At 71.6% G+C, this 11,787-nt stretch carries 8 protein-coding genes and 1 pseudogene; 7 read left to right on the forward strand and 2 right to left on the reverse strand.

All coding sequences use genetic code 11. From position 1 onward, the window contains the following. Nucleotides 1-100: 100 nt before the first annotated feature. On the forward strand, nucleotides 101-1,576 hold the full coding sequence (locus ACH442_RS44320; protein ID WP_396344235.1) for an amino acid permease: 1,476 nt from the start codon (nucleotides 101-103) through the stop codon (nucleotides 1,574-1,576). Nucleotides 1,577-1,598: 22 nt separating this feature from the next. Here the strand turns inward: ACH442_RS44320 and ACH442_RS44325 are convergent, their stop codons facing one another. After that, entirely contained in the window at nucleotides 1,599-3,260 is a 1,662-nt protein-coding gene (locus ACH442_RS44325; protein WP_396344197.1) for an aminotransferase class V-fold PLP-dependent enzyme, read from the reverse strand. Between the two features lie 195 nt (nucleotides 3,261-3,455). On the opposite strand from ACH442_RS44325, the gene ACH442_RS44330 reads away from it, so the two are divergent. The 6 genes and pseudogenes from ACH442_RS44330 (at nucleotide 3,456) to ACH442_RS44355 (ending at nucleotide 11,162) form a co-directional block, all read left to right on the forward strand. Continuing rightward, nucleotides 3,456-3,944: a DUF6069 family protein gene (locus ACH442_RS44330; protein WP_396344198.1), complete on the forward strand. Its 489-nt coding sequence runs from the start codon at nucleotides 3,456-3,458 to the stop codon at nucleotides 3,942-3,944. Nucleotides 3,945-3,963: 19 nt separating this feature from the next. Beyond that, nucleotides 3,964-6,603 carry a cation-translocating P-type ATPase gene (locus ACH442_RS44335; RefSeq protein ID WP_396344200.1) on the forward strand — a complete coding sequence of 880 codons (2,640 nt, stop codon included), beginning with the start codon at nucleotides 3,964-3,966 and terminating at the stop codon, nucleotides 6,601-6,603. Continuing rightward, nucleotides 6,600-7,070, forward strand: a complete 471-nt coding sequence (locus ACH442_RS44340) for a hypothetical protein (protein WP_396344201.1) — start codon at nucleotides 6,600-6,602, stop codon at nucleotides 7,068-7,070. The genes ACH442_RS44335 and ACH442_RS44340 overlap by 4 nt, the downstream gene beginning before the upstream one ends. Beyond that, nucleotides 7,067-7,297 (forward strand): annotated as a pseudogene (locus tag ACH442_RS44345) (RDD family protein); the annotation flags it as partial. The gene ACH442_RS44340 and the pseudogene ACH442_RS44345, both read left to right, overlap by 4 nt. Nucleotides 7,298-7,373: 76 nt before the next feature. Next, nucleotides 7,374-8,432: an alpha-amylase gene (locus tag ACH442_RS44350; protein ID WP_396344202.1), complete on the forward strand. Its 1,059-nt coding sequence runs from the start codon at nucleotides 7,374-7,376 to the stop codon at nucleotides 8,430-8,432. A 114-nt stretch (nucleotides 8,433-8,546) separates the two neighbouring features. After that, entirely contained in the window at nucleotides 8,547-11,162 is a 2,616-nt protein-coding gene (locus ACH442_RS44355; protein ID WP_396344203.1) for a LuxR C-terminal-related transcriptional regulator, read from the forward strand. On the opposite strand, the gene ACH442_RS44360 is transcribed toward ACH442_RS44355, so the two are convergent. Then, nucleotides 11,159-11,599 (reverse strand): hypothetical protein, encoded by a 441-nt coding sequence (locus tag ACH442_RS44360; RefSeq protein ID WP_396344204.1) that lies wholly within the window; start codon nucleotides 11,597-11,599, stop codon nucleotides 11,159-11,161. The genes ACH442_RS44355 and ACH442_RS44360 overlap by 4 nt on opposite strands. Nucleotides 11,600-11,787: the final 188 nt, after the last annotated feature.

Consider the following 11,787-nt stretch of genomic DNA (forward strand, 5'->3'; position numbering starts at 1 on the left):
CGATCGGCGGCGAGACGCCGGCCAGGACCGTGTTCAAGATCGCCCGGCCGGGGTATGCCGCGGTGACAGCGGCACCGGGGGAGAGGACGGACTCGTGTCGATGATGCGGACCAAACCGATCGAGGACGTTCTCGCCCAGGGCGACGACGAGAGCAGCGGGCGCGGGCTGCGCCGGCGCCTCGGGCCGCTCGACCTGATGGGCTTCGGGATCGGCATCGTGATCGGCACCGGGATCTTCACGCTGACCGGGGTCGAGGCGCGCGACCACGCCGGGCCGGCGGTCACCGTGGCGTTCGCCATCGCCGGGGTGGCCAGCCTGCTGGCCGCCCTCTGCTACGCCGAACTCGCCTCCAGCGTGCCGACCGCGGGCAGCGCCTACACCTACGCGTACGCGACCCTCGGAGAGATCTTCGCCTGGATCATCGGCTGGGACCTGGTCCTCGAATTCGCGCTCGGCGCCGCCGTCGTGGCCCGCGGCTGGTCCGGGTACCTGGCCGAACTCTTCGACCTGCCGGGCACGCTGTTCGGGGAGGGCAGCACCGTCAACGTCGGCGCGGTGGCGATCACCCTGCTGCTCGGCGCGGTCGCCGCCGCCGGGGTGCGGCAGTCGTCCCGGGTCACGAACGTGCTGGTCGCCGTGAAGATCGCGATCTGCGTCTTCGTGGTGGTGGCCGGGCTCTTCTTCGTCAAGGCCGCGAACCTCACCCCGTTCGTGCCGGCCGCGCAACCCAGCCCGGAGCAGGAGTCCGGGCTCACCCAGCCGCTGACGCAACTGCTGTTCGGGTTCGCGCCGTCGACGTACGGGATCGCCGGGGTCCTGACCGCCGCGGCGGTGGTCTTCTTCGCCTACACCGGCTTCGAAGCCGTCGCGAACCTCGGCGAGGAGACCCGGCGGCCGCACCGGGACCTGCCGCTCGGCCTGTTCGGCACCCTCGGGGTGTCGGCGGTGCTCTACATCGCGGTGTCGTTCGTGGTGGTCGGGATGGTCGACTACCGCAGCATCGACCCTGGCGCGCCGATCGCGTCGGCGTTCAGCGCCGTCGGCGCCGGATGGGCCTCGAACCTCGTGTCGATCGCCGCGGTCGCCGGCCTGACCAGCGTCATCCTGGTCGACATCGTCGCCATCGGCCGGATCGGGTTCGCGATGTCCCGCGACGGCCTGCTCCCGGCGTCGGTCGGCGCGGTGCACCCGCGCTGGGGCACCCCGTTCCGGGTGACGATCGGCGCCACCCTGCTCATCGCCGCGCTGGCCGGCTTCGTGCCGCTGTCGTCGCTGGCCAACCTGGTCAGCATCGGGACGCTGTTCGCGTTCGTCGTCGTCTCCGTCGCGGTGCCGGTGCTGCGGCGCACCCGGCCGCGGCTGGAGCGGCCGTTCCGGGTGCCGCTGTCGCCGCTGCTGCCAGTGGTGTCGGCGCTGGCCTGCCTCTACCTGATGACGAACCTCTCGGTGGAGACGTGGCTGCGGTTCCTGGCCTGGATGACGGCGGGGCTGGTCGTCTACCTCACCTACGGGCGGCGCAACAACCGGCTGGCGCGCCGGGAGGAGTCGGTGGACGAGGCCGCACCCGGCCGGTGACCCTCTCCCGGCCGAGCCGGTGTCAGCGCAGGCAGCCGTCCGGGAGGAGGAACCAGCGCAGCTTCTCGAAACCCAGAGGCAGATCCAGGCGTACGCCGTCGGCCGGTTCCGCTCGTGCGGCCAGCACCGCCCGGGCCTCGTCCAGGTAGCCGGCCAGCGCCTCCTCGCCCACGCCGGCCGCCGGTGGGGGTGGGGTGGTGACCGTGCCGTCCGCGGCCAGGCGCAGGTCCGCGAGCCGTACCGGCGGGGGAGTGTGCCGCAGGTGCGTCCACCGGCCGGTCCGCGGGTCGAACCGGTAGTCCGGCAGCAGGCGCGCGCCGTGCCGGGCGATCAGCAGCACCGCCTCGATCAGGTAGTCGGCGACGGTGTCGGAGATGAAGTAGTTGAAGTTCAGCCGTGACCAGCCCGGTTTGATGCCCTCCCAGCCGTCGAGGATCTCGTCGCGGAATTCCCGGGAGTGAGCCTCGTCGATGCCGAGCAGCCGGTGCCCGTACGGCCCGGCGCAGGAGCAGCCGCTGCGGGCCTGGACGCCGAACAGGTCGTTGAGCAGCGCCGCCACGTAGTTGTGGTGCAGGTACTTTCCGCCGGCCCGGATCTGGAAGGAGACGATCGACAAGCGGTCGGCCTCGACGTCGCCGAGGATCTCGATGTTCGGCTCGGCGACCCAGCGGCGCTTGGCGCGCTGCCACAGCGCGTGCTCGCGGGCGGTGATCAGGTCGGTGCCGACCGCGTCCTTCACCGCGAAGACCAGGCCGGCGCGGATCGACTCGACGATCGCCGGGGTGCCGCCCTCCTCCCGGACGACCGGGTCCGTCAGGTAGCGGTGGCCGGTCGGGTCGACGTAGGCGACGGTGCCGCCGCCCGGCGTGACCGGCACCCGGTTGGTCATCAGCCGCCGGTCGACGACGAGGACGCCCGGGGTCTGCGGACCACCGGCGAACTTGTGCGGGGACAGGAACACGGCGTCCTTGCCGGCCATCGTGATCGGCACGTACGGTCCGGCCGCGGCGTAGTCCCACACCGACAGGGCGCCGTGTTCGCGCAGCACGGTGGAGACCGCCGCCGTGTCGGTGAGGATGCCGGTGACGTTGGACGCGGCGGAGAAACTGCCGATCCGGACGGGGCGGTCCGCGTAGGCGACCAGCGCCTCGCGCAGCGAGTCCAGGTCCACGTGCCCGCTGTGGTCGGAGTCGATCTCGACGACGTCGGCGATCGACTCGCGCCACGGCAGCTCGTTGGAGTGGTGCTCGTACGGGCCGACGAACACCACCGGTCGCTCGTCGCGGGGGATGTGCGCGCTCAGGCCGTACCGGTCGTCGAGGTTTTCCGGAATGCGCAGTCCGAGGAGCCCGGCGAGTTTGGCGACCGCCGCCGTCGCCCCGGACCCGCAGAAGATCACCACGTGGTCCGGCCCGGCGCCGACGCTGCGGTGGATGATCTGCCGCGCCTCTTCCCGCAGCGCCCCGGTCTGCGCGCCCGTCGCCGACGCCTCGGTGTGCGTGTTGGCGTAGCGGGTGAGCACCTGGTCGCGAAGGAAGTCCTCGACGAAGTCGAGCGCCTGGCCGGACGCGGTGTAGTCGGCGTACGTGATGCGCCGGGGACCGAACGGTCCGTCCAGGGGGTGCCCGGCGCCGAGGAGACCGGCGCGGATCCGCGCCAGCATGCCGTTACGAGGGTCGCTCATGTTGTCCATTCAACGGGTCGGGTCTGCGCACTTCAATCGGCAGAACCTACCGTCGTCGCAAAGATCCGTAAGCCCTGGACGGGGCTGCTGCGAGCACCGCCGGGCAGAGTCATCCCGGCTGGATGAGGCGGCGATCGGCGCGTCCGGCGATTCTCGGCGCGGCAGGCCACGTGAGCGCTGACCGAGGAGAATCGCATGACCGCCGAACCTGTGAAACCCACCGTCAACGCCGGGAAGCTCTGGGCCGGCGGCGGCGCCACCGCGGCCGTGGCGGCGCTGATCGCCGTCGCCGGGATCCTGCTGGGGCGCGGAATCTTCGACATCGACGTGCTCGCCCCGAAGGGCCAGGGAACCTGGGGTGACGCGAGCACCGGCTGGTACGCCCTCGGCGCCGCCCTGGCCGCGCTGGTCGCGACCGGCCTGGTGCACGTGCTGATCCTGACCACGCCCCGGCCGATGCGGTTCTTCGGCTGGGTGGTCGCGCTGGCGACGATCTCGGCGATGCTGGCACCGTTCGTCACCGACGCGAGCCGGGCCGAGAAGTTCTACACCTCGGGGCTGAACATGATCATCGGCATCGCGATCGGCTCGCTGCTCTCCGGTGTGGCCCGCAGCGCGACGCGCCTGGTCCGCACGGACACGCGACCGCCGGCCCCGCGGCCCTACCCCCAGCAGTACCGGTAGGCGGCCCGCGATGGCCACGATGACCACTCCGCCGGAGACACCGATCTTCCACACCCTCTCCGTACCGGAAGCCCTGGAAGTGGAAAATGTCGACCGTCAACAGGGGCTGAGCACGAAGGAGGCCGAGAACCGCCGCCAGAAGTACGGGCCGAACCGCTTCGCGCAGGCGAAGAGGGAACCGTGGTGGCGCTCGTTCGTGCGGCAGTACGCCGACCCGATGCAGATCGTCCTGCTGATCGCCGGCCTGGGCAGCCTCTACCCGCTGAAGCAGTGGGGCACCGGCGTCATGCTGATCGCGTTGACCCTGCTGAACGCCGCTCTCGGCCTGCACCAGGAGGGCAAGGCGGCCGCCGCGATCGACGCGCTGCAGAAGATGATGATCGTCAAGGCCCGGGTGCGCCGCGACGGCGCGCTGACCGAGCTGGCGGCCGAGGAGCTCGTGCCCGGTGACGTGGTGCAGATCGAGGCCGGTGACGTGGTGCCGGCCGACGGGCGGCTGCTGCGCGCGGCGACGCTGGAGATCGGCGAGTCGGCGCTGACCGGCGAGAGCCTCCCGGTGGCGAAGAACGTCGAGCCGCTGGCGGAGGCCGACACCGACCTCGGCGACCGCTCCGACATGGCTTACATGAACACCAACGTCACCCGCGGCTCGGGAGAGCTGCTGGTCACCGCCACCGGGATGAACACCGAGGTCGGCCGCATCTCCGGCATGCTGCAGACGGAGAAGGACGCCGACACTCCGCTCACCCGCCAACTGGCGAGACTGACCAACCAGATTCTGTACGTCGCCGGCTTCGCGCTCCTGGCGTCGGTCATCATCAACCTGGCCCGCGGCAACGAGTTCAACGTCGTGTTCACCGCCGCCGTCGCGTTCGCGGTGTCGGCGATCCCCACCGGGCTGCCGGCCGTGGTCACCACGATCCTGTCGCTCGGCACCCAGCTGCTCGCCAAGTCGAACGCGATCGTCAAGCGGCTGCGGTCGACGGAGACGCTCGGTTCCACGTCGGCGATCAACTCGGACAAGACCGGGACCCTGACGCTGAACCAGATGACCGCGACCGAGATGGCCATCCCCGGCCGCCGATACGTGATCTCCGGCGGCGGTTACTCGACGGAAGGCATGATCAAGCGGGTCGCGGGGGAGCCCGACGTGCCTCTCGAGGAACATCTGCTGCCGATGATCCTGGCGTCGGACGCGGTGGTCACCGACGGGACGCTGATCGGCGACCCGACCGAGGGCGCGCTGGTCGTCCTGGCCGAGAAGGGTGGACTGGACGCCGAGGCGACGCGCGCGAAGTACCCCCGGGTCGCCGAGTTGCCGTTCGACGCCGCGTACAAGATGATGGCGTCCTTTCACGAGATCTCGGGAAGGACCGTCTGCTTCGTCAAGGGCGCCCCGGACCAGATCCTCGCGCGTTGCGCCATCACCCCGGAGCAGCGCGACCGCTACCTCGCCGAGAACGAGCGCCTGGCGCGTCAGGGCCTGCGGGTGATGGCCACCGCGCGCACCGAGGTCGACAGCGTCGAGGGCGACCTGCTCGACCTGCTGCACGATCTCGAGCCGCTCGCGCTGGTCGGCATCGTCGATCCGCCCCGGTCGCAGGCGAAGGGCGCGATCGAGGAGGCGCACGCGGCCGGCATCGAGGTCCGGATGATCACGGGTGACCATGCGATCACCGCCGCCGCCATCGCCGGCAAGCTCGGCATCCGCGGCCGCGCGATCACCGGCGCCGAGTTCGCCGCGATGAGCGACGAGGAGGCCGACCGGGAGATCGGCGTGATCGCCCGGGTCACCCCCGAGCACGAGGTGCGCCTGGTCGACGTGCTGCGGCGCAAGGGCCACATCGTGGCGATGACCGGCGACGGCGTCAACGACGCGCCGGCGCTGAAGAAGGCCGACATCGGCATCGCGATGGGGATCACCGGCACCGAGGTGAGCAAGGAAGCCGCGGCGATGATCCTCACCGACGACGACTTCGCCACCATCGTCAAGGCCGTCGGGCTGGGCCGGTCCCTCTACGCCAACCTGAAGAAGTACATCTACTTCCAGATGGGCGTGCTGGCCGGCATGATCGTCACCTTCCTGGCGGCGAGCATCGGCAACATCGCCGCCGGGGTCCCGTTCCTGCCGCTGCAGACACTGTGGCTGAACTTCACCACTCAGGTGTTCCAGTCCGTCGGCCTCGGCTACGGCAACGCCGAGCCGGACCTCATGAAACGGGCGCCGCGCCGCTCCGACGAGCCGCTGCTGACCAACCGGGTGCTGGGCTGGCTGGGCCTGCTCGGTGTGTTCATGGGCGCGATCACGCTGGTGGTGCTCTGGTTCGCCGAGCGCAACCACGACGTCGGCGTCGCCCGGACCATGGGTCTGACCGCGTTCTCGCTGATGAACCTGATCTTCTCCTGGACCGCGCGCAGCGACCTGCGCTCGGTGTTCAGCCTGGAGACGTTCAACGACCGGCGGTTCGTGATCACCAGCGGCATGTCACTGGCCGCGATCGTGCTCGCCACCGAGCTCGGCCTGTTCCAGCGCATCCTGCAGACCGTCCACCTCGACCTCGGACAGTGGGCGATCTGCCTGGTCGCCGCGCTCACCGTGGTCATCCCCACCGAGATCCGCAAGGCGGTGCTACGGCGCCGGGCCGGGAGTCCATCATGATCGCATTGATCCAGCTCGGCGACGTGGCGATCGGTGCCGCGATCCGCGCCGGGGAGAAGAGCGCCGACAAACTCGCTGCGTTCCGGACGCGGCTCGATCGGGAGAGGACGCGGTTCGACCGGGAGAGCCTGCGTACGGCCGCGGAGGTCTGGGCCCGCTGGACAGTGCTGGCCGAGCGCGGCGCCGCCGAGCGCGAGCGCGGCAAGCGCGGCGCCCAGCGGGCCGTGGACGCGGCCGTCGAACGGCTCGCCCACTCACCGATCGTCGAACGGGTCGTCGACGCCCAGCTCGAACGGGTCCTGACCCTGCTGGAGAACGAGCCGGACCGGGTCCGTGGCCTGATCCGCGGCCAGCGCGAGAGCATCGTCGGCGAGGCGGTCGGCCGGGTCCGGGCCGGCGCCGCCGCCGGGGACAGCGCGGTGGACCGGCTCACGCTGCGGATGTCGAGGCGCGGCGACGTGCCATGAGCCGGTACGCCGGGCTGGTCAGCCGGACCTTGGCGTACCTGATCGACACCCTCACCGTGGCGGCGGTCGCCGCTGCCGCGGTGACCGCGCTCGCGATGGTCGCCTCGGTGGTCGGCGCCGAGGCCCGCGAGGCGGCCCGGTGGCTGATCTCGTCCTACCTGGTCTTCCTGCCGGCACTACTGGCCCTCTACTGCGCGCTGTTCTGGACCCTGGCCGGGCGCACCCCCGGGATGGCGATGCTCGGCGTGCGGGTGGTGCGCGCCGACGGGAGCCCGGTGCGGTGGCTCGCGGCGCCGCGAGGAGTTGCGCCGCCGCGGGGTGAAGCTCTTCCTCGACTACGTGCCCAACCACGTCGCCCCCGACCACCCGGCGGTCACCGAGCACCCGGAGTGGTTCGTCCGGGCGGCCGACGGGACCATCGCCAACGGCCGCGACCCGTACTTCCCGCCCTGGCCGGACGTGCTGCAGCTGAACGCGTTCGCGCCCGGCACGCGCGACGCGACCGTGGCCGCGCTCTCCGGCATCGCCGAACAGTGCGACGGCATCCGCTGCGACATGGCGATGCTGCTGGTCAACGAGATCTTCGCGCGGACCTGGGGCGAGCTTGCCGGCTCACCCCCGGCGGAGGAGTTCTGGCCGCACGTGATCGGGCGGCTGCGGGAGCGGCACCCGGACGTGACGCTGGTCGCCGAGGCGTACTGGGACACCGAGTGGCTGTTGCAGCAGCACGGCTTCGATCACTGCTACGACAAGCGCCTCTACGACCGGCTGGTCCACGAGGACGCCGGGTCGATCCGCAAGCACCTCAGCGCCGGGCTGGACTACCAGGAGCGACTGATCCGGTTCGTGGAGAACCACGACGAGCCGCGGGCGGCGGCGACCTTCCCGGACGGTCGGGCGCGGGCCGCGGCGGTGGTGATCGCCACGCTGCCCGGCGCGACGCTGTGGCACGACGGGCAGTTCAGCGGACGGCGTACGCAAATGCCGGTCTTCTTGGCGAGATATCCGATTGAGCCGTTTGACCAATCACTGCACAACTTCTATCGCGCCGTGGTAGCAGCCGCCGCCGAGGTCCGGCAGGGACGGTGGGAGATGCTGGAGACCGCCGGGTGGCCGGACAACCCGTCGCATCAGGACCTGCTCGCCTGGGCGTGGGACTCCTCGGTCGTGGTGGTCAACTTCTCGGACCGGCCCGCCCAGGGAAGGATCTTGCTGGTCCGGGCCGATCTTGGCGGCCGGGCCTGGCGGTTGACCGACCGTCTGGACGGCCGGGTGTTCGAACGCTCCGGAAGCGAACTGGCCCGCGACGGGCTGTACGTCGATCTGCCACCCTGGGGAACGCATGTTCTAGTCGGCGAGTGAGATGACCAGCACCGAAGGTCACGGATTATCCGATCCGGACGATGCGCGGGTCTGGTAGCGCCGGGAGTCTGAACGAGGAGATCGAAATGGGGTCGGCTTCCGGAGGGAACCATCGTGTCCATAAACCTGATAGCGGACTCACCAGACATAACCGCGTATGACGCGGACGGATCTCTGCTCGCCTCGAAGTTCGCAGTGCCGGCCGCGCCTCCGTTCATGGTGGCGCGCCCGGCCCTGCTGGCCCGGCTGAGCGACGCCGTCCGGGGCCCGGTCACCGTGGTGACCGGGCTGGCCGGCAGCGGAAAGACGCAGCTGCTGGCCTCGTGGGTGCGGTCGCGTACGCATGACTGGCCGATCGCGTGGATCACCTGCGAGAACGGGGACGAGCCGGCGGCCAACCTGTGGTCGTACGTTCTGGAGGGCCTGCGCCGCGCCGGCGTGCCGGCCCCGGAACCGGCCGTTCCCGGCGCCGCCGCGAGCCGGGCGGTCCTCGCCCGGCTCGCGGCGATCATCGATGCCCAGCCCACCCCGGTCGTCCTCATCCTGGACGGCGCGGCCCAGCTGCCCGGCCTGGACTGGGCCGCCGGGCTGGAGTTCCTGCTGGCCCACTCGCACGGTCTGCGGGTGGTCCTGGCCGGGCGCTGGGACCCGCCGCTGCCGCTCTACCGCTACCGGCTCGCCGGGCAGCTGCGCGAGGTGCGCGGCGCCGATCTGGCGTTCACCGCGCAGGAGACGGCCCGGCTGATGGAGCTGCACGGCGTGCCGGTGGCCGGCCCCGACCTGGACGCGCTGCTGGAGCACACCGAGGGCTGGGCGGCCGGGATCCGGCTCTGCGCCTGCGCGATGCAGGGCCGGGCCGACGTCACCCGGATGGTCACCACGATCTCCGGTGACGAGTCCACGATCGCCGAGTACTTCATCGGCGAGGTGCTGCGCACCCAGACCCCGGCGAAGCGGCAGTTCCTGCTGGAGACCAGCCTCCTCGACACGTTCTCCCCGGAACTGGCCGCCGCGGTCACCGACCGGTCCGACGCGCCCCGCCTGCTGGCCGAGCTGGCGCGGAAGAACGCGTTCATCCAGCCGGTCGCCGCGGGCGCCGACCTCTACCGCTACCACCGGCTCTTCGCCGAGCTGCTCCGCGCCCAGCTGGCCTGGGCCGAACCGGAGCGGGTGGCGACGCTGCATCAGCGCGCCGCCCACTGGCTCGCGCAGAACGGCCGCCTCACCGACGCGGTCGACCATGCGGTCATCGCCGGTGACTGGGGGACCGCGGCGAGCATGGTGATCGAGGACTTCGCGATCGGGCGGCTGATCCTCGAGGGCACCCGCGGGCGGCTCGGCGGCCTGCTCGGTGGGCTCCCGGAGCACCTGGACCTGCCCGAGGTGGTGATGGTGCGGGCCGCGCTGGCCTGGGGCGGCGGTCACCCGGACGAGGCCCGGGAACTGTTCACGCTGGCCGGTAACCTGCTCGCCATCCAGGGCAGTGACTGCGGCGAGGGCCTCACCCTGACCTGTTTCCTCATGCAGCTGCTGTTGCTGGCCGGAGGACCCGAGCCGGAACGGGCCCGGGAACTGGCGCCGGTCGCGCACGCGTTCCTCGGGGTGGCCCCGGCCCGGAAACTGGCCCGGCACCCTGAGCTGCGGGCGCTGCTGCTGGCCGCCGAGGGGGCCGCGCGAAGCGCCTGCGGCGACGTCGGCGGTGCCGTGGAGGTGCTGAACGAGGCGGTGGCGGTGGCCCCGGCCGGCTGCGAGGCGGTCAAGGTGGACGGTCTGCGGACGATCGCGGTGCTGGAGGCGTACCGCGGGCGGCTGACCCGCGCCGAGAGCATGGCGCGGCAGGCCCTGGACCTGGCCGCGCAGTGCGACCTCGCCCCGGAGCACCGGCCGGTCGCCGCGCAGGTGACCCTGGCCTGGGTGGCCCTGGAACGCTACGACATCGAGGCCGCCGACCGGCACCTGCGCGGCGCCCAGCCCGGCGAGGATCCCCTTGCGGTGGCGACCTACGCGCTGGTCCGCTCCCGCCGCCTGCAGGTCCGCGGCGAGCTGCGCGGCGCGCTGAACGCGCTGACCCCGATCCCGGCCGCGCCGCCGTGGCTGCGCCGCGAGATCGATCTGGGCCGGGTCCGGCTGCTGCTCGGCGCGGGCAAGCCCGACGAGGCCGCGGCGATCCTCGCCGAGTACCCGCAACCGCGGACCGCGGACGTGGCCGTGCTCGACGCCGCCCTGGCCCTGGCCCGGGGCGAGGCCGGCCGGGCGCACGAGGTGGCCCGTACGGTCGCCGACGCGGCCGGGGTGGCCGCACCCACCGCCCTGGACGCGTGGCTGCTGCTGGCCATGCTGGCGGCGACCGCGGACGACGTGGTCGGCGCCCGGGAGGCGCTGCGCCGCGGGCTGCGGGTGGCCGGCCCGGAGAACCTGCGGCGACCGGTCCACCAGGCCTGGGGCGTGCTGCGGCGGGTGCTGCGCGACGAGAAGCTGGCCGCGATCGGCGCTCCGACCGGCGGGCACCAGCAGTCGGTGGCCGAGCCGGTCGTGGCCGAGGCGCTGAGCAAGCGGGAGCTGGACGTGCTGCGCGGGATGGCGGAGATGCTGCCCACCGAGGAGATCGCCGCCTCGATGTACGTCTCGGTCAACACGGTCAAGACGCACGTGCGCAGCATCCTGCGGAAGTTGTCCGCGTCCCGGCGCAACGAGGCGGTGCGCCGGGCGCGATCCCTCAATCTGATCTAGGAACTGCGGACGTCCCGGCCGTGGGCGGCCAGAGCGAAGATGATCAGCACGTCCATGCCGAGCAGGATCGTGCACCACACGGGTGAGGCGGCCAGGAAGACGAAGTGGAGCAGGGCACCGGCGAAGGCGATCAGGATCCCGATGATCCGGGCCCAGAGCCACCCGAGGAAGACGCCGGTGCCGGCGGCCAGGGCGAGCAGCCCGAGGATCAGGTGCACCCAGCCCCAGACCGCGTAGTCCAGTTCGACGAGCAGGCCTTCCGAGGTGACCACATAGGCCTGCTCGTGGAGGAGGGCGACCGCGCCCTCGGTCGCCTGGAACACGCCCAGCGACAGCAGCATGATGCCGGCGAAGACGAGCACCCCGGCCCACCCGGTGGCGGGCGGGGCAGGGGCGTCGGCGCCGGTAGGACGTTCACTCGCGTAACTGTTCGACATAGCTCACAGCAGACGGCGATCTGCTGCTGGACACCTCACACGTCAGGGGTGAACGTGCCAAATCCTGCAAGTTGCACAGTAAATTCTTCGACACCTGCGAATGCGGGGGGTTGCTGGGCATGCACCCCCTGTGATTGCGTGGCGGAGTGGCTCGGACGTTCTGTCACTGATCGTCACCGTCGTGTCCC

This window comes from Actinoplanes sp. NPDC020271 (genome assembly GCF_044388125.1).
Taxonomy (GTDB): Bacteria; Actinomycetota; Actinomycetes; order Mycobacteriales; family Micromonosporaceae; genus Actinoplanes.